The organism is Psychrobacillus sp. FSL W7-1457 (assembly GCF_038593405.1).
Taxonomy (GTDB): Bacteria; Bacillota; Bacilli; order Bacillales_A; family Planococcaceae; genus Psychrobacillus.
In genome coordinates, this window is record NZ_CP151993.1 from 2,556,177 (window position 1) to 2,579,837 (window position 23,661).

The following is a 23,661-nucleotide window of genomic DNA, read 5'->3' on the forward strand; positions in this document are numbered from 1 at the left end:
AAAAATGCGTCTATAAAGACGCATTTTCTTTAAATTGACCAATTTGCTTAAATTTTTTGTAGCGTGCTTCTACTAATTCTTCTGGTGAGAGCATGGATAGTTCTCTTAATGAGCTAACAAGCACGTCCTTCATATACTCTGCTTGCTTTTCAATATCTTTATGAGCTCCTCCATGAACCTCTCTTATAATTGTATCAATTATATTCATTTTTTTTAAGTCTGGAGCGGTAATTTTCATCGCTTCTGCTGCTTCCTTCGCGAGCGAGGCATCCTTCCAAAGAATAGACGCAGCTCCCTCCGGTGAGATAACAGAGTAGGTAGAGTTTTCAAGCATATGAATATGGTTAGACAAACCTAACGCTAACGCTCCTCCGCTTCCTCCTTCTCCGATAACAACGCTAATTACAGGCACCTTTAAGCCAGCCATCTCTACTAAATTTCTAGCAATTGCTTCACTTTGCCCTCTTTCTTCAGCAGCCTTACCTGGATAAGCACCCTTTGTATCTATAAAACAAATGATCGGACGATTAAACTTTTCTGCTTGTTTCATCAAACGAAGTGCTTTGCGATATCCTTCAGGGTGAGGCATACCGAAATTCCGTTTTATATTTTCCTTTGTATCTATTCCACGCTGATGCCCAATTATAGTAATTGGATTTCCGTTCAATAGTGCTATTCCAGCTATAATAGCAGCATCGTCGCCGTATGAACGATCTCCATGAAGCTCTATGAAATTAGTAAACAACCGTTGTATATAATCTCTAGTAGTAGGACGGCCTGGATGTCGAGCTACTTGTACTCTATCCCATGGCTCCATATTCTCATAAATATCCAGCTCTAGTTTTCTTAGTCTCTCTTCCAGCTTTTCAATCTCAATAGACATATCTACTTCTGCCGTTGCAGTGTACTCTTTAATTTCTTCTATTTTATTTTTAAGCTGTACGATTGGCTCCTCAAATGGAAGTACCTTTACCATACGACTACCTCCTTTTGGACATGTAAGTTAACTAGATTCGCTACCGTGTCTCTCATTTCTTGTCGGTGTACAACTGCATCCAGCTGACCATGCTCCATTAAAAATTCAGCTGTTTGAAAATCGTCTGGTAGCTTCTCCCGAACGGTTTGTTCAATGACTCGTCTTCCAGCAAAGCCAATCAGTGCACGTGGTTCTGCTAGGTTAATATCTCCGACCGAGGCAAAGCTAGCGGAGACTCCCCCAGTAGTTGGGTGAGTTAAAATAGAAATATATAATAAACCATGGTCGCTATGTCTTCTTAAAGCAACAGATGTCTTTGCCATCTGCATTAAAGACAATACGCCTTCTTGCATTCTTGCTCCACCGCTCGCTGTATAAATGATAAAAGGAACTTTCAGCTCCGTTGCTTTTTCAATTGCTCTCGTAATTTTTTCGCCGACTACCGATCCCATAGATCCCATACGGAAATGTGAGTCCATTACTGCCACTACAACCGTATGTTCCTTCAGTTTCCCGATGCCAGTTAAAACTGCCTCATTCAAGCCTGTTTTGTTAGAATCTGATTTAACCTTTTCCGTATAGCTAGGAAAATTTAATGGATTTACTGTTTCTAAATGATCGTCCATTGAAACAAAGGTATTTTCATCTAGAAAAATATCAATACGTTCTTGAGCTGTCATTTTCATATGATGTTCACAGGAAGGACAAACCTTTAAGTTTTTCATAAGATCCTTGGTGAAAACATTTTTCCTACACTCCGGACATTTAACCATAATTCCTTCAGGAACATCATGTGCTTTCTCCGATGGTATAGTGGCATATTTTCTTTTTTGGTTTTTTCTAAATATATCTCGAATGCTCATTTAAACATCTCCCCTGTTTAGTAACAATAGCCAATCCTCAAAAAAAGAAATTCCTTTTTTCTCATCTCCTAGCTTTATACATTCTAGCAATTGAGTCCAAATTCCTTTCTCTTCTAAAGTCATGTAGCTACGATAAGGCTCTCCACCATATTGCTTCAATAAAAACCAAATTTTCAAGCCAAGGCGATTGTCCGATAAGATTAGGATTTCTCTAATAATGTCTTCTCTTTGCACTTCTTCCAACTGCAATTTTTCTATAAAAGCATCCCAAATTAAAAGTTTATGTAGCTTTTCTGAAAGACATACCTTTCTAATAGCATCTTTTTCAAGTGCCTCTCTTGTTATATGGACATCTTCCTTAGGCTTAGCCTCCTGCAGAATAAAGGTCGATAGCACTTCTACCAGTTTATGTTTTCGATAATCTGAAAGAAATGTTCCTTCTCCCCTTCTAGTCTCTATTAAGCCTAGTAATTCCATGCTTCGAAGTGCTTCTCTTACGGAAGATCTTCCAACTTGAAGTCGTTCTGCAAGCTCTCTTTCCGAAGGTAATTTTCCACCAATAGGTACTTTTTCATCATGAATAAGCTGTCTCAGTTGTTTTACAATTTCCAGAAACATTTTTCTTGAGGCCTTATCTGAATTCAAACTACATCACTCTTCCATAAATTACAAAGTGGTCAGACCACTTATAAATAATAGGATACATAAAATCTTCCATTACGTAAAGGAAAAACTGCACAAGGGGTATGTGCAGTTATTAAAAAGTCATGAATTTATTGATCAGAGCTTCTTTGATAGCAGAATAAGGGGTATGATAATTTATTTAACAAACGGTTGCAAAATTAAGGCGAGCGATTGAATAGCCTAATTTGAGAATCATTATTGTGTGAATGTTGTTATAATGACTGTAAAAACCTTAGGTACCAGCGGTAGCGTAGTTATCTCAGTTCATATTTTTATTTTTTTATTTTGGCTATGTTAAAGACTAGGGTGTTGTTTATGATGCCTCTGAGTCAGCAAGTAGAATTGATTTCCGCGCTAGCCGGACGCTTTCTTACCCTTAGTCAAGTATTTATATCTTTATTTTAGGAGTTTAGGTATTTAGTTTGGTTGGGGAGGGGTACCCCTCCCCAACCAAACTAAATTTCCGCATACTAAATAGACCTAGCTTAAATTGCTTTTTCTTACTAGGCCAAATATGGTATAGTCAACCTAACGGTTACAAAATGGTCGTAGCCTTTTCGTAATCGTACATTAAGTCGTGTTGAATGAGGTGGAAAAGCATCTTCAAAAACTTATTCACACACGCGATACTCGCAACCTTATGAGGCTTTCTCTGGGGTTGCGTTTTTAATTTGTCATAATACTCCACCAGGTGGTTCTTTTTCTTTTTCCTCCACGAAAGCATCGTCTGTATCATATAGAACAAGATCCTTCGGAGGTTTTTGTTGCCTCGCTTATTGATTTTGTCTTTCTTGTAAATGGTCCCTGACTGATACCTCATCATATCTATCCCCACGTAGGCGTTTAATTGCTTATGGTTGTGGAAGCGGCTGATATCCCCCAGTTCGCCGATGATCCTGCCGGCTGTGACTTTTCCGATCCCCGGAATAGAAAGCAGGATTTGATATTCTTTTCGGTCTTTCGAAAGGTCATCCATCTGTTTGACCAACCGTGCTTTCTTCGCCTTCAGTTCAATAATTCTCTTGGCATAATCTCTTAGCTGCTCGCATCGCACATCCTTACGGCTGATTGCAGGATAGGAGTTCTTTGCCAGCTCTATCAAGGTCAGACTCTTTTCCTCTGCCTGTTTGACCGAGATATTTTTTCCGGTACTTTTCTTTAGACGATTGCGCAGAATCGTCTTAGAACAATCGAGCACCTCATCAGGGTGTGGATATGCTTGTACGATGTTCAGGAAAAGAACCGAGCTAGTCGAACAAAAGCTTTCTAGTTCTGGAAAACTAAGTTGTAAGATAGCATGCATCCGGTTAAACACATGTTCTACTTCCGCATTGACCTCTTCATAGTAACGGGTGAGGGCACGCATCTGGTCATAATAATCCTCCGCTGACTGATGGGTCTCCCTGCGTTCCTCCTTGAAATGGGACTTGGCCAATTCATGGGCATCCCCCTTGTCCGTCTTTTGCCTTCGCAACCTGGTCATCTGGATTTTAGCCTCCAGGGGATTGATACAGCAATAGGCATACGAACGGTCTTGGAGAAACCTTTCAAGCGGCTTGGAGTACGACCCGGTCGCCTCGAAAACGATTGCAGGTGCCTGGCCACGAACGGTTAGATCACAAAGGGTGCCATCTAATTCCTCAAAAGAAGAACGGTTGTGGAGAATTTCCCCTTCAAACTCACATTGTTTGTATTGGTTGTAGATCACTACGGTGCTTTTTCCCTTACTGACATCAAACGCTACCACATGTGTCATGTGTTTCTCCTCCTTTTATTTAGCCATAGAAGTCTTCACATCGCCCTAACGATTCCCTTTTCTTACACGGTCTCTAAGGATCCAACATACTAAACTGATTCTAATAGGGTTGTGAAGTTAGCCGGTTTCCGATACGGATTCAAAGATCCCAGCGTCCGGGCGGCTTTTCTTCACTTCTACTATAAAAAAATAGTAGCACAAACCATGGCCTTTGGTTTGTACTACTAATGTTAGTATGTTTCCGCGGGGGGAGCGATAAGCCACCACCCATCGCTTGCGCGCGTGGTTGTGATGTCTTATCTGTCTCCCTCCTCCCGCTGGAGTCGCCGTCTATCGCTCCAATCAATAAGTAGGAAATATATTTATTACTTAAAGCTCTATATTTATGAGGATTAACTCACATAAAAAAGCAATAAAAATCTGTTTATATTCGTAAAAGTCTTTTGAATTAATCCTCCTAGAATACTATTGCAGGGCCTTTCTCGAAAAAAAATCTTTTTTGTTCATAATAGAGTAATAAATGCTTTCAAAACCATTTTTCCCTTTAACAATAGCCTTATGAACAACAAAAAAGATAAGCCATCACCGTCGCTATGCGCACGTGGTGGCTTATCTTTTTCACACTAGGTAACCATATCCAAAATTGTTGAACATATTAGTAATCAACAGACAGATAAATTCTTCGCAATTATTTGGACTCTGCCATTCCTGCTCTCTTTCTTACCTTCTATAAAAAGAATAGCTTGTTCTTTTAAAAGGGTATTAAATTTAGCAAAATCATCCGGGAATAAGGTGATAGAAACAGTCCCGGTATCATCTTGGACGGTGACAAAAGCCATTGCTTCTCCTTTTTTTGTCCGGATCCTTCTAATATCCTCCACCATTCCAATAACCTTCACATAAGAATCTTTCGAAGACTGTAGAATATCCCAAATATGCTGGATGTTATTATCCATCTTTTTCTTAGAGACTGTTGGATGCTCTGAAAAATATTGACCAAGCACTTCTTTTTCGAATTCTAATTTTGACATAATTGGTAACGGATCCATTTTAATATATTTTGATTTTCCGAAAGGAGAAGAGTCTCCTTCAAATAAATCTGTTTCCTCTGTAGGACTGACAAGCTCCGCATATTTTACGGCAGCATCTATAGTTGCTAATAACGTAGAACGTTCCACTCCAAATTCATCTAAAGCTCCAGCCTTTACAAGTGGCTCGATATTTTTCCTAGTAAAGAATACAGCAGACAAATCAGAAGCCATGTCAAAAATATCTTCCCATTTCGCTGGACGTTTATGTCTTTGCTGTAGAAGCTTTTGCGTGAATGGATACGAAATCCCCTTTATCGCCTGAAGGCCAAAGCGAATTCCATTGTTCTCTACACTAAAGGATGATTGACTTTTAAAAATAGAAGGAGGTAACACAGCTATACCTCTTTGTTTCATCTCGATTACAAGCTGATTAATCTTTTCCTGATTCCCTATCGCAGTACTTAAGAGAGCTCCGTAAAACTCTAATGGATAGTGAGCCTTTAAATACGCCATTTGATAAGAAATGACACTATATGCAACCGCATGGCTTTTTGGGAACCCGTAATCTGCAAAACGGACGATTAAATCATAAACAGAAGTGGCTGCCTGGTCCTCATGACCGAGCTGTTTGGCTTTTTGGACGAAGTGATGACGTTCCTTTTCTAAAACTTCTCTATTTTTTTTACTAACGGCTCTTCTAAGCAAGTCAGCCTCGCCAAATGTAAAGCCAGCCATTTTGGAGGCAATTTGCATGATCTGTTCCTGATACACTATAATTCCATATGTTTCCCTTAATATCGGCTCTAAAACTGGGTGCTCGTAAGTAATAGGTGCCTTTCCAAGCTTACGTTTTGCATATAAAGGGATGCTATCCATCGGGCCTGGTCTGTATAGTGCATTAACTGCTACAATGTCTTCAAATCTAGTCGGTCTAATTTGTTTTAATGCATTACGCATACCAGCTGACTCTAACTGGAATACTCCCGTTGTATCGCCTTTTTGAAGAAGACTAAACGTCCGTTCGTCATTTAATGGTATATCCTTTAAAGAAATAGAAGACTTCTTAACATGAATCGATTTAAGAATTCGCTCAATTATTGTTAGATTTCGCAATCCTAAAAAGTCCATCTTTAATAAGCCTTTTTCCTCCACTTCCTTCATTGGCCATTGCGTTAAATAAATCTCATCATGCCCCTTTTGAATTGGAACAGTATTTACTAAAGGTTGTGGGGATAACACTATTCCTGCGGCATGGGTAGATGCATTTCTTGGTAGTCCCTCTAATTTTAGAGCAACTTCAAACCATTTTTTACGCATATCTTCTGTTTGGATAAATTCTCTTAGTTTAGGTGAATGGTCGTAAGCCTCTTTTAAAGTAATTCCTAGTTTGGAAGGTATAAACGAGGAAATGGCGTTCATGGTGCTAGCCTCAAATCCAAATACTCTTGCTACTTCACGGGCAGCTGCTTTCGCTGACAAGGTACCAAATGTAATAATTTGTGAAACATGATTTTGTCCATATTTTTCCGCTACATAGCGAACTACTTCCATTCTTTTTGAGTCAGCAAAGTCAATATCTATATCGGGCATCGTGATACGTTCAGGGTTTAAGAATCGTTCAAATAGGAGTCCATATTGGAGAGGATCTACATCTGTAATATATAAAGTATAAGCTACAAGGGAGCTGGCAGAGGAACCCCTTCCCGGTCCTGTTAAAATATTGGAACGCTTTGCATACTTCATGAAATCCTGGACGATTAAGAAGTAATCTTCATATTGCATCTGACTTATAACGTCTATTTCATATTGCAAACGGTCTAAATAAGCTTGGGTATATAGTGGAACTCGCTCTTTTAGTCCTTCCTCGCAAAGAGATATTAAATAATCCTTGGCATTCACATCTACTGGCAAAGGATATTTCGGCATTATATGCTTTTTCTTATCGAATACAACCATACAACGCTCTAACATTGTTTTTGTGTTAGAGATCCAGTCTGGGACATCTGCAAACCATTCTATCCATTCCTCGTAAGAAAGCACGTGAGAGTCTGGCTTTGGTTTTTTTCTTTGAAAATCAGTCATCTTTACAGACTGGTCCATTGCATGCAGCACTTCAAATGCAAACGCATCCTCTTTATCTACATACCGACACTCGTGATAAACAGTAAGTGCAATATCTAATTCTTCTGCTATTTCTCTAACAAAACTCTCTTCCTCCGTCGGTTTGCCGCTAGGACGCTCTATCCCAATGAATAAGCAACTCAGTTTAAATATGGCCATTAGCTCTATCAGATTATCTTTTGAGAGCAAGGGATCCGCTTTATACACAGCTATTAATCCTTCTCTATATGCACTCAGCCATTTCTTTGGTAGTAAATCTAGCTCTCTCGTTTCCATTGCACTTGAAATTTTTAAGATGTTTTCATAGCCTTTATTATTCTCAGCATAAACTACTAAAGACACCGTGCCATTGTCTAGCTGCACCTTGATGGTTAGCCCAATGACAGGCTGTATTTCATTTTTAATAAGCGTATGCCAAAAAGGCAACACACCATACAACATACTATTTGTAATGGCTGCCACCTTTGTATTATTTTTTTTCAGCTTTTCAATGAGCTGCTCCAATTGAATTGTACTTTTCAGCATATCCGCTGAGGTTACAATTTGGGGATATACTGTTTGCATTCATAACACCTCAATTTACAGCTTTTTTTAAGTCCTCTAATACTTCGTCTGCTTCCTCCCATGAATAAGCAGTAGCTCCAGCAGCCAAAGGATGTCCACCGCCACCATACTTTTTAGCCACTCCATTAATAACTGGGCCCTTGGAACGTAATCGAACACGGATTTCCTTTTCGTCTTCTATAAAGAAAACCCAACATTTCATCCCTTTCACGTCTGACAAGGCACTTACCAATAAGGAAGCCTCAGATTCTGACACTTGGTATTTTTGCAGAAGTTCTCTTGTTAACTTCATATGTCCTACGCCATTTTCCATTTCAAAATTAGCGTAAATATAGCCTTTTAACTGAAGCATGTTGCTCTCTACTTCATACATACCATTAAATAGTTCTGTTCGATCAAAACCGTAGGAGATCAGTTTACCTGCATAAAGCATTGTTTGTTCTGTTGTGCTTTGGAACATAAATCTTCCGGTGTCCCCTACAATTCCTGCGTATAATAGGCGGGCAATAGTCGAATCCATTTTCCATCCCTTATATTCCTCCCCATCGAAGAAAAGCTCACAAATCATTTCACTTACAGAACTCGCCTCTGTATTTACCCATAATAGGTCTCCGTATGCATCTTCATTTGGATGGTGATCTATTTTGATTAAAAATTTACCTAAATTATATCTACTGTCATCTATTCTCTCTGTATTGGCTGTATCCGTCACAATAACTAGTGCATCCTTAAAGTCCTCGTCTGTAACAGTATCAGGCTTTGCTAGGAAGTCTAATGTACTATCATGCGTGCCTGTTGCCCATACTTTTTTGTTCGGGTAATTTAAAGCAAGTAATTCCTTTAAGCCGATTTGAGACCCGTATGCATCGGGATCTGGCCTAACGTGGCGATGTATAATAATCTTGTCATAGCTCTCGATTGTGTCAATGATTTGTCTTTTCATAATTTTTCCTCCATAGAGACGCATTACTATTCGCCTTTTTTTAAGTTTACCTTTACAATAAAAATAGCATTACTTTTATTGGAGGTACATCATGATATTAAATGGAATATTAGTTTTAGGTATAATCGTCTCGTTTGTATGGTATTTTTATTTTAAAACAAAACAGCTTCGTGCAACACTTCCTATTCGCAAAAAATGGTATACTGCGAAGGCTTCCGTTTGTCTTGGAGCGTTTATATTGTTTTTCGGCTTTAACTTTATGTTGATTTATCAATCAACACTCACTTATGTAGTATCTATTATCTTTGTATTAATCGGTGGGTATTTTATGTACCATCATTATAAAGCAGCCAAACACTACGGTCAGTTTGTACAAGAAGAACTTAGTTTAAATCAATGATGCGGCAAAATGCCGCATCTTTTTTATATTATGCGTTATCTTTCTAATAATTGATAAGTGACCATAGCCTTACCAACTAATTGTTTATCGTGGAAAACCTCAATATCCATCTTCGCTACTTTCCTACTCATTTCTAATACCCTCACTTGGATGCGCAGGATACTTTCTAATTGAATAGGCTTAGTGAAATAAATCGTCATGTTTTCAACGACAGATTCACCGCGCTTTTTAATTTTTAACGCTTGTGCTCCTGTCTCCGTTAAAAGGATCGCAAAGGCCCCATAAGACATCGCCCCGTAGTGGTCCGTCATTTGTGGAGTCACGACAAATTCAAACATGAACTCCTCAGATGAAACTACTTTAATCTGCTGCTTTACTATATCATCAATTGTTTCACCGTTTTGAGGCTGTCGAGAAGCAGCCTGCAAGGCCTTTAATACATCCTGCCTACTGATGACACCTTCTAAATAATTGCTCTCTTTAACAACAGGTAGAAGATCTATTCCTTCCCAAATCATACGATGGCTAGCAGAAGCAACGCTCGTTTTCATCGTAATGGCAATAGGATTCTTGGTCATAACCTTTTCAATCATCTCATTGCTATTTCTTCCGATGACATCACGAGCCGTCACTATTCCAACGAGCTTATTGGATCGATCTACTACAGGGAATCCCCCATGAGAGGTCATATTATTTAAATCTCTGTATTGTTTTACAAGGTCTGTTGCGTATAAATAAGACGTCTCTTCTAGTGGTACATATATATCCTCAATTAGTAAAACGTCTTTCTTAATAAGCTGGTCGTCAATCGCTCGATTAATCATCGTGGCAACTGTAAAGGTATCATAGCTCGTGGATATAACCGGAAGTTCTAGCTCATCCGCTAATTTTTTAGTGTTCTCCAAAACATCAAAGCCACCCGTGATTAATACTGCAGCTCCAGCCTTTAAAGCAGTCTCATGTACCTTCAAACGATTACCAACGATCAATAGATTGCTTGGCTCTACGTAGCGCATCATATCATCCAGCTGCATGGCACCAATAACGAATTTGTTCAATGTCTTGTATAACCCAGCTTTACCACCAAGTACTTGTCCATCTACTATATTAACTACCTCTGCAAATGTAAGACGTTCGAAGTGCTCTTTTTTCTTAAGCTCTATACGAATCGTACCCACTCGTTCAATAGTACTAACTATTCTTCTATTTTCTGCTTCCTTAATGGCTCTATAAGCTGTTCCTTCACTTACCGATAAATCTTTTGCAATTTGCCTAACCGATATTTTATCACCAACGGGAAGGTTTTCAATGTAAGCCAAAATCTGCTCATGTTTTGTTGTCATGTAGTCACATCCAAACGTTAGTTATACGCTTATTGTAACACATTTTAATAATTTTCTTATCCTAGGAGAGTGCAACAAATTCTCCAGCTGAAAGTATTTGTACCTCTGCCTTTTTAACTAAGCCTTCAAAGTACTTTGGATCTTGTTTGATAGGTGGAAAAGTATTGTAGTGAATAGGAACTACAATTTTAGGCTGAAGTAATTCTGTAGCATACGCCGCATCCTCTGGTCCCATTGTGAAATTGCTACCTATAGGAAGGAAAGCAACATCAATATCGTGTCGATCACCTATAAGCTTCATATCACCAAATAAACCAGTGTCCCCAGCATGGTATAGGGTAGTTCCCTCTGCACTGAAGAGAATACCAGTAGGCATCCCTAAATAAATGACCTGGCCTTCCTCATTTGTAGTAGAAGAGCTATGAAAAGCTTGAGTAAATTTTACTTTTCCAAACTCAAATTCACGTTCGCCTCCGATACCCATAGGATGCACTTCTACCCCTTTAGATTGTATATAATTTGCCAGCTCAAAAGGTGCTACGACAATGGCATTGCATTTTTTAGCAATCTCCACTGTATCTCCGACATGGTCATCATGGCCATGTGTTAAAAGAATAGCATCCACTTGTTGTTCAGCTGCGTTTAAGTCTGTTTTTTCATTCCCCGTTATAAAAGGGTCAATTAAAATAGTGTGAGAATTTGTTTGAATTTTTACTACTGAGTGTCCATGATAGCTAATTTTCATTTTGACATCTCTCCTTAAAAAATATTTTAAATCTACTTATTGTTCATTCAACGTTAATGCAAGAATTCCTTTATTCTGCTATCCTTATAATATAAATAAAAAAGAGGTGCTTTACTTGGAATCTATAAAAAAAATTCAGTCATACCTACAAATTAACAGCATAGACGCTGCTTTCGTAACTACTCCTGATAACGTCTTCTATTTTACCGGATTTAAAAGCAATCCGCACGAACGTTTACTTGGAGTAATGATATTTAAAGATGCTCCCCCGTTTATCATTTGCCCTAAAATGGAGATGCCGGATGCCAAAGCAGCTGGATGGTCAGGGACTATTATTGGCCATCAGGACACAGACAATGCATGGGACGTATTAGCGTCAGCAGTGAAAGACAGCGGACAATCCATTCAGAGCCTAGCAATTGAAAAATCTCATATGACGGTTGAAAGATTAGAAGCAATAACGAAAAGATTTTCTTCCCTTCAAATCAATCGTTTAGATGAAAAGATTAATGAGCTACGTGTTATAAAATCCGAGGCAGAATTAGCTAATATGCGTAAAGCAGCTGAGCTAGCAGATTATGCGATTGAAGTCGGTTGTAAAGAGATTGCTGAAGGTAAAACGGAGCTAGAAATATTAAATGCTATCGAGTTAGCCGTGAAAGAAAAAGGCGCAGCTCAAATGTCATTTGATACGATGGTATTAAGTGGACCGAAGACTGCTTCTCCTCACGGAACTCCAGGAGATCGCAAAATTCAAAAGGGTGATTTCATCCTGTTTGATCTTGGTGTAGTGTATAACGGCTATTGTTCTGATATAACTCGTACGGTAGCTTTCGGCGAACCTTCTCCTGAAAAAAGAGAAGTATACGAAACGGTACTTAAAGCAGAAATGGCAGCTGTAAACGCAGTGAAGCCAGGTGTCACTGCTATGGAATTAGACAAAACGGCTCGTGATGTTATTACGGAGGCTGGCTATGGTGAATACTTTACGCATCGCCTAGGTCATGGCTTAGGAATTTCAGTTCATGAATTCCCTTCGATTACAGGTGTTAATGAAATGGTATTAGAAGAAGGAATGGTATTTACGATCGAGCCTGGTATTTACCACCCAGATATTACGGGCGTACGTATTGAGGATGATGTAGTGGTTACTGCTGACGGAGTTGAAGTGTTAACTAAATTCCCGAAAGAGCTGCAAGTACTTTAAAATAAACAGGAGACTGTTACTTATCTCGCTGTTACCCCAGAAGACGTAGCCTCCTCTCCAAACAACTAGAATGGAGAGATTTCCACAAGAAAGAAACTAGCTTTAAAAATTTGTAAAAACGTGAAATCAACTGCCGATTTCACGTTTTTTTATTTCCTATTTTAAAGGTAAAGGGTGATTTTAAATACACATAAACAATGAGCTAGGATATTTTCTCCTGGCTCATTTTACTTCACTTTTCATCTTCAAATAACGCAACGTTACTTGAATAAGGAATTGTTAATTTTGATGAAAACTTGTTTCAGCGGGAATTACACTTTTGATTAATGCAACATCACTTTTTAATGCATTAGGTACAAAGAATTCCGTCCCCCAGTGTCCCGAATGAAACACAGACATCATATCCTTGTCTAAATTAACTGTGAACCACTTGAATTCTCCTATTTTATTTAAATAGTCATTCAATAAATAATCTGAAACGATAGAGTGCTTTCGCCACCTAAATATAGTGAGATTTTCTCCTTTAACAATTTCTAATTCATTTTTATAGAGAGATTTAATCTCTGAAATAGTTTCAATCTCTTCATTCCAACAATGAATTTCAATTGTATCTGAACTTTTTAAAAAGTGTTCGAATAATGCAGTCCAATAATCGTAATTTCCGATTACTGGCTTTGGAAAGGTTGATTCATCATCTGTATAGGTTGGTATATTAAAAGCTACATTATATTGGATACTAGTCCTTCCTCCTATGCCGTTTTGTAGCTAACCCTAATTTTTATTCAATAGAAAATAAGAATTAACTAATAAACATCCATTTTAGCTAAAGCGCCAGTTAGTTTAAGTACACAAACTTGTTGGCTACGAATAAAAAAATAAATATGTTTACTAATCACACTTTTGAAGTGTTCGGCGAAAAAGGTAAGCCAAGCTTATAAAAACTAGTGTAGTAATAGCTACCTTAATTAAAGAGAGATGTTCCATTAGAGGGGTATGCGTTGAGCGGTCCGATGTAAAGATAGACCACCAACTTGGTTCAGGATATTGATGTGATATCATAATCCAAAGGATAAAAAATAATAACACTATAAACCAAAATATCTTCATATTAAACCCCCTTTTATATTTAGACGGTTAAGTAAATAAAAAGTCACTTTCTAGTAAGAAAAAGCTACCCTTAAAGACAGCTACCTGTTTACTAAAGCAAGCCGTTAGTTGAATTAGAACAGCGACGCTTATTAAACAATTGCACCCGATTGCTTCAAAATTTCATTTATGAGATTCATCATAAAAAACGGTGGTATAGTTATTAAAACTTGCCCAGAAATATCCTTGTAAATTACCTAACATCCTTTGCAAATCACTTCTCGAAAAATATTTGCCGTTTCTAATATATCTAATACGATCTTCCAAGTTCAGGAAATTATTTATACTATCAACCAGGTATCCCCTTTCTTCTCTGGAATAATCTCCTTCAGTAACAAGGTGTAACAGGGTATTTCTTGCCTGTTGTACATCGAAAAGCATTCTATCCAGTTTATCTTTGTCAATTGTTTTGGAGTCCGTGCCGATTAGCCATTCTTGTTCAAAAATCGGAAGAATAAATTGAGTACGATTTACCGTAGGATTGTAATTATCACTTTCTAAATCCTTTTTTAGATCCTCCTCATAGGCAGCTTTAAACTCGCCAATCTCTTCTTCGTAGGTTTTGCCATTATGAGTATTCGAACCAGGATGATATGTTACGCTTTGATGGATGCTAAAAAACGATAATGGATAATACCAAGTTATGAAAGCTATAATAAGTACAATAATTACTACTGAACCTTTCCCCCAGACCTTCCTTTTAGGTTCTATATTCATAAAAATCCCCTTTATCTTCAGACTTATCCGCTTGTTTATTCGGATGGTTATGTCACAACATGGTTAGAGCTAAATAAAGGATTAACTTTTTATTTTATTCTATACCAGGTATAGAAATGGTAGCCTCTTCCCCATTAATTGTGCCACTAAATACATAAATAGGTTGATAAAATCCTTTAGAATCCATCACATACGCTTGCTTTACTTGTTGAATTTGCATTTCCTTAATATTTTTATCATACGTCTTAAACTTCCCATCTAATAATTCGTTATAGGCTTGTTGTTCACTTTTTAACTTAATTTCTCTTACCTTTTCATACGTGACTATGTTATTTACAACACTTTTTATCGTTTTATCTTGATAATAAGCCACTTTCAATGTCCCATCAATTAACTGGCCATCTGTTTCGAATTGATTGACCGTCCATTCATACTGCCCTACATCCATTCTTTCAAATTGTGCGGTTGCAGGAATGGTAATTCCCATTTCTTGAAGTGATAATGTTAATGTTTGTTCATCTGTATCAGCATGTTCAACATCAAAACTTGAAAAATCGGTAATTTCATAGGACCCATCTAAAAAGTGAAGCCATATAAAATACGATGGTTCCCCGTGATAGCGATAATTCGCCTCATTTTGATAATCAATAATTTCAATTGATGATGTATCCACCTTCTGCTTTCCAAAGATTTCATAGGCATATTGCTGCGCCTCGTCCTTCGATAAACTTGGTGCCTTATAAACAGTTGCTACAGGACCTTCGTCATTGAATGTTAGCGTCATTGATACCTCCACATCTTCCATCTGTATTTTATTAGCAGGCACAATCGACAAATTCCCAAACTCTTTTTGCTCATAATAAGTAAACATTCCTAGTGATAATCCAACGACTAGTAACAACGGCATCAATGATAAAGCACGTAACGCCCATCGTTTCACTATGAAAGCCTTCGCCAAACCAAAGCCAATCAATGCGCCTAATATATTATTAAATAAGTCATCTAATTCAAAAATGCCAACACCTGTTATGTATTGTACAGCTTCAATAAATCCAGTAGACAACATCGCAGCAAGTACCGTCCAACCTATTGCAAAAAAGCGTTTATGCATTAGTGGCAGGAAAAAACCAAGTGGCACAAACATTGCAATATTAAAATAAATATACTGCCAATCACGTACACTAAAATCATACCAAGCTTCTCGATACGAGCTAAACAGTGCTAAATTAACACTACCTTCATAATTTGCCCCACGATTCAGTAGCGTTAGCGCACATACTGATAGGATATATAAAATAAACAATAAAGAAACAATTACTTGTCTTCCTTTAAGTCGCTTATCTCCAGCAAATTTTTTTAAATAAATAAATCGATACACTATAAAAAGAACTAAGCAAATAATAATTGTTGCACTTAGTGCAAACAATAAATTGCGTTGTAACATCTGAATAATTTCTTCTAATCTCATGTCTGCCCCCTATTCCGATTTAAGGAATTACTAATAATTTTAACAGAATTAAATTGCAAAAAGTTCCAATTTAGAGAATTTTTATTTTTTCAACATTTATTCCCAACTTTGTAAATTAATAAAACTTACGATACTCCTTGTTGCACTAAACTGCTGCGTTAGTTTAAGTACATTGCTTCACAATCTCAACTAAACCTGTTTAAGTGTAACATTTAACAAAGCTTATCTGAGATCAACTTGATATTTTGGACATAAAAATAGACCATCGAAATGATGGCCATAATTTGCTAAAGCACGACGTTAGTTGAATAGCCAAGCTTAATTGTGATCCTCAATAGGTTCAATATCACTAAGAAAAATTAGTCCATTTCTTTTTATCGTGTAATTTACGAAGTATGTCTTATCTTTCTGAATTAAATTCATTACCATTGGTTCCCTAACAATTACTTTAATCTCTTCTTGTTGTCCCACTGGGGAATTGGGGTTAAATCCCTTTATCCATGCTTCATGGTTATCGTTAGAATGCCCTTTTTCAGTGACAGTAAAATCAGTTACAGTTAACACAGACGAAAAAGAATTATAAATAAAAATAATAATTAAAAAGGCAATAGAAATTGTTATAGCCGACAATAAAATTCTTTTACTCTTCATAAAATCCCCTCCCTCACTATCCTGCTACGTAGTTTAAGTGTAACATTTCACAATGCATATTTAGGATCAACTTGATATTTGGGACATAAAAATAGATCATCGAAATGATGCCATACTTTGCTAAACCAGCTAATAGGATGTCAATATTTTTCTCTAAAATTATTATTAATCCTATGATATACTATTTTGCGTATGACAAATAGCCCTCCAAAAATCTTTTGGAAGGTTTTCCCTTAATTACTTGTAACCAGTGATTATCCAGTCCGACTACTTGGTTCATTAACTTTCTCCTCTGACTAACTCACCAGTACCCCTGTTCCTCCTTGTAGTGTCATAGCTTCGCCTGTTATACGAGATCTATGTCCCAAACAGCCTCAAACCTGTTTCTACAAATAGGGGGTGGACAGTTTAGCCGATGGAATCATTATCCCACGCACCCGTACGTCCTACCCTTGGCTACTGATATATTAAATCCTAAAAAAATAAGGTCAACCAGTAAAAACTGGTTAACCTTATAACATGAAGCACCCGTTAGCTTAATAAAAACACTATCTTCCCTTATTTCACTTACAAACCACTTTATCATTTTATTATCTTTAAATTATCTAGAGGTAAAAATACTACTTTTGCGGTACCCAATATTTTATCCTCCGAAACAAATCCAACACGAGGGTCTCTGCTATCTGTGCTATTACGACGATTATCTCCTAGTACAAAAAAATGTCCATCTGGCACAGTTATTTCACCTAAATTTTCCTCTAATGTAAAGTCTCCCGTAAGTGTACCATTGTCTATCAAAGCTTTTTTATATTCCTCTAAGTAGGGTTCGTCGTACCTCTCACCATTAATAAAAAGTTCGTCGTTTTCATAAGCGATGAGGTCACCAGGAATACCAATAATACGTTTGATATAATTAGTATCTTCTTTTGCTTCAAATACAATAACATCAAATCTTTCATAATCCATCAATTCTGGTCCGATTTTATTCACTACTACTCTGTCACCATTTTCAAACGTGGGCATCATAGAAGCACCGTCAACTACAATAGGTGTAAATAGGAAAAATCGAATACCACATGCAAATAAAATAGCAATCCCTATTGCTTTTGCCCATTCCAATAATTCATTTTTTTCTTTTGCTTTTTTCACTTTCAACGCCCCTTTCTCTTTTATACACTTAGCTGTACTTGATTAATTCATTAATTAACCTATTCGACCTTCCTTTAAGAATACCTGCTACTTAAACTAAACTGCATTATTAATTTTAAGTGCAACATTTCATAAAGCATATTTAGGATAATTATAAATTATTATTACATGGTAATATAAATCGCCTTTATTTTTGTTTATATAGGAGCAGTATTTAAAATCTACAATTTCTTTTTTATCTCTTCTACTCTGAGTATTAAACTATCGAAAGCTTCTTCCGCTTCAACTCGACGTCGTACAGTACAAATAACAGGATATGTAGGGCAAACTTGTATCAACTTCTCCTTTGCTATTTCGATAGGTAAATCACCATCTACCTTTACATCCCAGAGTCCTTGTCTATTCTTATATGCAACAGCTTGAAAATCACTATTCTCATCTCTGTTAAAATAGATATGCCAATGACGGAATGGTAAATGCTCTTCAATTTCTTTTGCATAATCACTATATGATGTTTTAATAAAAACAAGTTCCATCTCTTCCGTCACAAGATTAGTAGGAATCTGTCCCTGACTTGGTAAATCTTCATTATCATATAGAGCACCGGCTAACAAATAAGCTAAGGCCTTCTTTGCATTTTGAATTGCTTCCTTTTTCGTGGGACCATAGCTTAACGGAGTCTCCCACCCGTGCTTTGGAAGCAAAGTTGGGAAATGAATATTGAAACTTTCTTCTTGCTTAATAAACGCTGGATATACTACATTCTCAAATGCCATATCATCTATACCTGCCCTTTATTTATTAGGAAAAACTAGAAATTAAAAGTATCCTTCTTCAACTAATTTGTGTGTTAGTTTAAGTAACTAGTTGTGTGTCAGCCTCATTTGATAGTTTTCGTGTAGTATAGTTTTCCGCTGGATTCGCCGTCTGCCGCTCCAATCAATACAGGCAACCCCATAAATTAGAGCTAAAATACAGTTCCAAAAAAGTAACCTATAAAAGCTACGAACAACCCACCTACATAAGTAGAAATAAAATAAAAAAGGTATTGTTTTCGTTTTTCCTTTAGTTTTATCAATTCAACGTTCAACGTTGAAAAGGTTGTCAGTGCTCCTAATAGCCCGATACCAATGAGCAGATAATAAATTCCTTCCACGTTCACCCCACACAGTAACCCGAGTAGAAAAGATCCTATTAAATTCACATAAAGCGTTCCAATAGGAAACTTGTTATACTTGTTTAACTTTTCAGAAGTATAATACCTCAATATTGCACCGAGGAATCCTGCTCCACCAACTGCTATTAGAGAAATTAGAGTCATTCTTCCACCTCTTTTTTCCATCCAAGATTACTGCTAATCATGCCCCCGATTATACTGCATATTAGATAAATCAGTGCCAAAGCATATTCGGATTGTTCTACTAAAAGTATAGTTTCCACACTAAAGGCTGAAAAGGTAGTAAAAGAACCGAGGAACCCGGTGCCTAAGGCGAGGCGTAATTTGTAGGAGAATCTCTCTGTACGAGACAAAATAAAAGCGAGAGCAAAACACCCAATTAAATTTACAAATAAAGTGGAAAAAGGGAAAGAAGATGAAGGAGCTATATAAAATCCAATCACATATCGACATATTGCTCCTAATCCCCCTGCGAGGCCAACGTATAGATAATTCACTATTCCACCTCACTGTTTAGAAATTTAGAAATCACCCAAACTCTCCTGAGCTGGGTGATTGAGTAATGTTATTTTAATAGAGTTGTAACATCTGTATATGGTAAGCCTTGTGCTTCTGCAACAGCTGCAAATGTAACATGACCGCCTAATGTATTAATCCCTTTTTGAAGCGCTAGATTATCCAGACATGCTTGCTTGTACCCTTTGTTAGCAATTTGCACTGCATAAGGTACTGTAGCATTCGTTAATGCCATAGTAGATGTTCTTGGAACTGCTCCTGGCATATTCGCAACTGCATAATGTACTACGCCGTGCTTTTCATAGGTAGGGTTATCATGAGTTGTTATTCTGTCAGAAGTTTCAAAGATTCCTCCTTGGTCAATGGCAATATCAATTACAACTGAGCCTGGAGTCATTGATTTAATCATATCCTCTGATACCAGCTTAGGAGCTTTGGCACCAGGTATTAATACAGCACCTATTACTAAGTCTGCTTCCTTCACCGCTTCTCCAATATTGTAAGGGTTAGAGATTAGAGTTTGAACATTGCTTCCAAAGATATCTTCTAATTGACGAAGACGATCCACGTTTAAATCGATGATAGTGACTTTCGCACCCATTCCTATTGCCATTTTTGCAGCATTTGTCCCTGCGATCCCGCCACCAATGATTGCTACATTAGCACGTGGAACCCCTGGAACTCCACCAAGTAAAATTCCTTTACCTCCATGGATTTGCTCTAGGAACTGAGCGCCAATTTGGGTAGCCATTCGACCGGCAACCTCACTCATCGGTGAAAGAAGAGGTAAAGAATTGTTTGGCAACTGAACTGTTTCATAAGCAATCGCTGTAACTTTCTTTTCTAATAGCACTTTTGTTAATGCTTCTTCAGGTGCTAAATGTAGATAAGTGAACAGAATAGAACCTTCTTGAATTAAGTCAAACTCTTGATGTGTGGGCTCTTTTACTTTCATTACCATTTCTTGATTCCATGCTTCGTGAGCAGTTTGAACAATCGTTGCTCCTGCTGCAATATAATCTTCATCGGTAAAGCTAGAACCTAATCCTGCTCCTGTTTCAATAAACACTTGATGATTATGTAGAGTTAAGCTTACAACTCCCGCTGGTGTCATTGCGACACGGTTTTCATGATTTTTAATTTCCTTTGGAACTCCTATACGCATGTCTATATCCCCTTTAACAAGATTAAATAGATTAGTGAAACAAGTATATTTTAGCATTAATAATTCTAAATTGCTCATCAATTCGTTCATATAATTAGCCTTTGTTCACAAATTAGACTAAATAACTATTAAGAAATAGCAGGAATTAGAGATTAAGTATAGAAATATAACAGTATAACAAACCCAGGAGGGATTTAGAATGACATTAAAATATAATCAAATCTTAGTAGCAGTAGACGGTTCAAAGGAAGCAGAATTTGCTTTTAAAAAGTCTGTTTCTATTGCTGAAAGAAATAACGCAACTTTAAATTTAGTAAATATTATTGATACTCGTTCTTTTGCAGCTATCGAGGCATATGATCGTTCTATCGCGGAAAGAGCTCAAAAATTTGCAGAAGATTTACTTGGTGGATATAAAAAAGAAGCTCTTGCTGCTGGAGTGGCAAATGTAAATATTATTGTTGAGTATGGCTCACCAAAGACAATGATTTCGAAGGATCTAGCTAATAAGGTAGAAGCAGATTTAATCATTTGTGGAGCAACTGGGTTAAATGCTATGGAAAGATTTTTAATTGGTAGTGTGTCTGAGTATATTGTACGTTCTTCTACATGTGATGTACTTGTAGTTCGTACAGATGAAGTGCTGGAAGCATAATTTAGTATATTAAATTTAGAGAACCATGGCTTATGCCTTGGTTCTCTTTTTTTGTTTTAAACATTTTGAATGTAGGACTAGAGGTAAGTAGGCAGAAGGCGTTGATGCTTTACATAGAACAATGTAGAAGTTGATTTACGCTCTAGGCGGACGCTTTCCGTGGGGTGAGCGATAAGCCATCACCCATCGCTTACGCACATGGTTGTGATGTCTTATCTTTCTCACTCATCCCACCGGAGTCGCCGCCTGCCGCTGCAATCAACAATTGGTTATCCCTTCTTAAAACCTCCTAGCTAATGCTTAAAATCAAGTAAGAACAATGCCATTCATAACTATTTAACTATAAATATGAGTTTTATTATACTATAATGGAAAATAATACTATATTTTATAGAATTTAATTAGAAAGAGACGTGAGTTTTTTTGATTAAGCATCTTGTGGAACGAATATTTATGAAAAACTCTATCACTAAAGAGGCAACAAATGAATTATCTTTTGCGCAACCTCAAAAAATATATCTTTTTGAAACAAATCAAGAAGAATTAGAAACAATACTTAAATCTCCTTTTCCAGACGGTAATGCTCCGGGGTATGTGTACTTCGTCCAAGAATATATGAATGGCACTTTTAAAATTGGAAAAACAAAGCACATTGAAAAACGAATGAATCTTTTTAACATTAAGCTTCCATTTGAGAACAAACTTATCTACTTGATTAAGACTGGAAATCACCACCAGACAGAGGTGGCGTTTCATAAGCATTTTTCTTCTAAAAGATTAGAAGGTGAATGGTTTAGCCTGAACAGAGATGATATGAATTGGATTAAGTCAGGTAAATATACGGATGAAATTAACTACAGTATTAGTAACAACAAAGAAAAAGATGTAAACGACAAAGGAAAAATGGTTGAAGAGTCTATAAAAAAAGAAAAACCATTAACTAAAAAACAAATACAATATGCTAAAACAATGATCCAAAAATTAGATCAGGAGTATGAGTTAATGATTGATTATTCCTCTTTAACGAATGAAGATTTAAGTAGATTAAGTGTTTATTTTAGATTTAAAAACATTGGTGCTTTAAACAACCTTGTTAAAAATGGTGTGTTAAAGAAAAAATAATATTAACTACATCCCCGCCACCCTCATCACATCTCTAGCAATCATAATCTCTTCATTTGTAGGAATGACGATGACTTTTACTGGCGAGTGCGGGTAGTTGATGAAGCCTTCTTTGCCGTGCAGTTTGTTTAGGTCTGGGTCCATGTAGACTCCCATGAATTGGAGACCAGAGAGTACTTTTTCGCGGATAACCTCGCTGTTTTCTCCTATGCCTGCTGTAAATATGATGGCGTCTACTCCATTCATACGGGCAGCGTAGGATCCAATGTATTTGTGTATTCGGTTAGCAAAGACGTCTAGTGCTAGCTGGGCACGGTCGTTGCCTTTGGTTGCCTCTATTACTATGTCGCGGAGGTCGCTGGAAAAGCCTGAAACTCCTAACATTCCTGATTTCTTATTTAGTATATCTAGGATGCCCTCTGCGCTTTTTCCTGTCTTCTCCATTAAGTAAGGTATTAATGCCGGGTCAATGTTTCCTGATCTTGTACCCATCGTTACTCCTGCGAGTGGAGTGAATCCCATGGAGGTATCGATGGATTTCCCTTTATGAATAGCTGCAATGCTTGCCCCATTTCCGAGATGGCAGGAGATGAGGCGAGTTATTTCTAGTGGTCTATTTAATAATTCTGCTGCTCGGTGAGCGACATATTTATGAGAGGTTCCGTGAAAGCCATATTTTCGAATACTATACTTTTCGTAATAGTCATACGGAATCGAGTATAAATAAGAACTTTCAGGCATCGTTTGGTGGAAAGCAGTATCAAACACAGCGACAGCTGGTATATTGGGCAAAACTTTTTGAAATTCTATGATTCCTGTAACGTTTGCCGGGTTATGAAGTGGAGCAAACTCTGCTAATCTTTCAATATTTTTGATCACGTCCTCGTTTATTAAAATGGAGTCATTGTATGTTTCTCCTCCATGTACGACACGGTGGCCAATTCCTTGTATATCTTCTAACGATTGAATTACTTTGTGATCAATCAGCATTTTAATGAGCAATTTAACCGCCTGTTCGTGATTATCTACTTGCTCTATTAAGTGGATACGTTCATCGTCAAAGTTCATCGTAAACACAGGATTTGATAATCCTATTCTTTCGATTAATCCTTTTGCTATTACTCTTTCTTCGGGCATTGAGTACAACTGAAATTTTAAAGAAGAACTACCTGCATTAACTGCTAAAATATTTGGCATAAGAAAACGCCCCTTCTTTATACTGATACAATAATTGTACCTTGCATAAAAGGGGCGGGCAAATT

Annotated in this window: 21 protein-coding genes; 4 read left to right on the forward strand and 17 right to left on the reverse strand. The window is 37.2% G+C overall.

Annotated features, from left to right (window positions below):
• Positions 1-10: 10 nt before the first annotated feature.
• From accA to NSQ95_RS12460, 6 genes are all read right to left on the reverse strand, one after another.
• Positions 11-976 carry an acetyl-CoA carboxylase carboxyl transferase subunit alpha gene (gene accA, locus NSQ95_RS12435; protein ID WP_340883035.1) on the reverse strand — a complete coding sequence of 322 codons (966 nt, stop codon included), beginning with the start codon at positions 974-976 and terminating at the stop codon, positions 11-13.
• Positions 970-1,839, reverse strand: coding sequence for an acetyl-CoA carboxylase, carboxyltransferase subunit beta (gene accD / locus NSQ95_RS12440; RefSeq protein WP_340883034.1), 870 nt, complete (start codon positions 1,837-1,839; stop codon positions 970-972). The genes accA and accD overlap by 7 nt, the downstream gene beginning before the upstream one ends.
• Complete coding sequence (locus tag NSQ95_RS12445; RefSeq protein WP_340885909.1) at positions 1,840-2,457, reverse strand: GntR family transcriptional regulator; 618 nt, start codon at positions 2,455-2,457, stop codon at positions 1,840-1,842.
• Between the two features lie 601 nt (positions 2,458-3,058).
• Positions 3,059-4,279: an IS110 family transposase gene (locus NSQ95_RS12450; protein WP_342559691.1), complete on the reverse strand. Its 1,221-nt coding sequence runs from the start codon at positions 4,277-4,279 to the stop codon at positions 3,059-3,061.
• Positions 4,280-4,941: 662 nt separating this feature from the next.
• Positions 4,942-7,995 (reverse strand): DNA polymerase III subunit alpha, encoded by a 3,054-nt coding sequence (gene dnaE, locus NSQ95_RS12455; protein ID WP_340883033.1) that lies wholly within the window; start codon positions 7,993-7,995, stop codon positions 4,942-4,944.
• Between the two features lie 10 nt (positions 7,996-8,005).
• A complete protein-coding gene (locus NSQ95_RS12460; RefSeq protein ID WP_340883032.1) occupies positions 8,006-8,938 on the reverse strand; it encodes a bifunctional oligoribonuclease/PAP phosphatase NrnA in 933 nt (310 codons plus the stop codon).
• A 91-nt stretch (positions 8,939-9,029) separates the two neighbouring features.
• Between NSQ95_RS12460 and NSQ95_RS12465 the strand changes: the two genes are divergently transcribed.
• On the forward strand, positions 9,030-9,338 hold the full coding sequence (locus tag NSQ95_RS12465) for a YtpI family protein (RefSeq protein WP_169360326.1): 309 nt from the start codon (positions 9,030-9,032) through the stop codon (positions 9,336-9,338).
• A gap of 35 nt (positions 9,339-9,373) precedes the next feature.
• Here the strand turns inward: NSQ95_RS12465 and NSQ95_RS12470 are convergent, their stop codons facing one another.
• Positions 9,374-10,681, reverse strand: coding sequence for a DRTGG domain-containing protein (locus tag NSQ95_RS12470; protein WP_169360952.1), 1,308 nt, complete (start codon positions 10,679-10,681; stop codon positions 9,374-9,376).
• Positions 10,682-10,742: 61 nt separating this feature from the next.
• Positions 10,743-11,426 (reverse strand): metal-dependent hydrolase, encoded by a 684-nt coding sequence (locus tag NSQ95_RS12475; RefSeq protein WP_340883031.1) that lies wholly within the window; start codon positions 11,424-11,426, stop codon positions 10,743-10,745.
• Between the two features lie 115 nt (positions 11,427-11,541).
• Here NSQ95_RS12475 and NSQ95_RS12480 point away from each other — a divergent pair, with 115 nt between their 5' ends.
• Positions 11,542-12,633, forward strand: coding sequence for a Xaa-Pro peptidase family protein (locus NSQ95_RS12480; protein WP_340883030.1), 1,092 nt, complete (start codon positions 11,542-11,544; stop codon positions 12,631-12,633).
• Positions 12,634-13,902: 1,269 nt separating this feature from the next.
• Here the strand turns inward: NSQ95_RS12480 and NSQ95_RS12485 are convergent.
• From NSQ95_RS12485 to ald, 8 genes are all read right to left on the reverse strand, one after another.
• Positions 13,903-14,496: a hypothetical protein gene (locus NSQ95_RS12485; RefSeq protein WP_340883028.1), complete on the reverse strand. Its 594-nt coding sequence runs from the start codon at positions 14,494-14,496 to the stop codon at positions 13,903-13,905.
• A 94-nt stretch (positions 14,497-14,590) separates the two neighbouring features.
• The gene (locus NSQ95_RS12490) at positions 14,591-15,964 is read right to left on the reverse strand and encodes a VanZ family protein (protein WP_340883027.1); all 1,374 of its coding nucleotides are present in this window, start codon (positions 15,962-15,964) and stop codon (positions 14,591-14,593) included.
• 318 nt (positions 15,965-16,282) lie between these two features.
• Positions 16,283-16,615 (reverse strand): hypothetical protein, encoded by a 333-nt coding sequence (locus NSQ95_RS12495; protein WP_340883026.1) that lies wholly within the window; start codon positions 16,613-16,615, stop codon positions 16,283-16,285.
• Positions 16,616-17,197: 582 nt separating this feature from the next.
• Positions 17,198-17,764, reverse strand: coding sequence for a signal peptidase I (gene lepB / locus NSQ95_RS12500; protein WP_340883025.1), 567 nt, complete (start codon positions 17,762-17,764; stop codon positions 17,198-17,200).
• Between the two features lie 221 nt (positions 17,765-17,985).
• The gene (locus NSQ95_RS12505; RefSeq protein WP_340883024.1) at positions 17,986-18,540 is read right to left on the reverse strand and encodes a type II toxin-antitoxin system HicB family antitoxin; all 555 of its coding nucleotides are present in this window, start codon (positions 18,538-18,540) and stop codon (positions 17,986-17,988) included.
• Positions 18,541-18,731: 191 nt separating this feature from the next.
• Positions 18,732-19,085 carry a CrcB family protein gene (locus NSQ95_RS12510; RefSeq protein ID WP_340883023.1) on the reverse strand — a complete coding sequence of 118 codons (354 nt, stop codon included), beginning with the start codon at positions 19,083-19,085 and terminating at the stop codon, positions 18,732-18,734.
• Positions 19,082-19,438: a fluoride efflux transporter CrcB gene (gene crcB, locus NSQ95_RS12515; RefSeq protein WP_340883022.1), complete on the reverse strand. Its 357-nt coding sequence runs from the start codon at positions 19,436-19,438 to the stop codon at positions 19,082-19,084. Before crcB ends, NSQ95_RS12510 begins: the two co-directional genes overlap by 4 nt.
• Before the next feature lie 68 nt (positions 19,439-19,506).
• Positions 19,507-20,622: an alanine dehydrogenase gene (gene ald / locus NSQ95_RS12520; RefSeq protein WP_340883021.1), complete on the reverse strand. Its 1,116-nt coding sequence runs from the start codon at positions 20,620-20,622 to the stop codon at positions 19,507-19,509.
• A 199-nt stretch (positions 20,623-20,821) separates the two neighbouring features.
• Between ald and NSQ95_RS12525 the strand changes: the two genes are divergently transcribed.
• Entirely contained in the window at positions 20,822-21,277 is a 456-nt protein-coding gene (locus NSQ95_RS12525; RefSeq protein WP_298473291.1) for a universal stress protein, read from the forward strand.
• 453 nt (positions 21,278-21,730) lie between these two features.
• On the forward strand, positions 21,731-22,399 hold the full coding sequence (locus tag NSQ95_RS12530; RefSeq protein ID WP_340883020.1) for a GIY-YIG nuclease family protein: 669 nt from the start codon (positions 21,731-21,733) through the stop codon (positions 22,397-22,399).
• A gap of 6 nt (positions 22,400-22,405) precedes the next feature.
• Here NSQ95_RS12530 and NSQ95_RS12535 read toward each other — a convergent pair whose 3' ends face one another.
• Positions 22,406-23,596, reverse strand: a complete 1,191-nt coding sequence (locus NSQ95_RS12535) for an acetate kinase (RefSeq protein ID WP_340883019.1) — start codon at positions 23,594-23,596, stop codon at positions 22,406-22,408.
• Positions 23,597-23,661 lie beyond the last annotated feature (65 nt).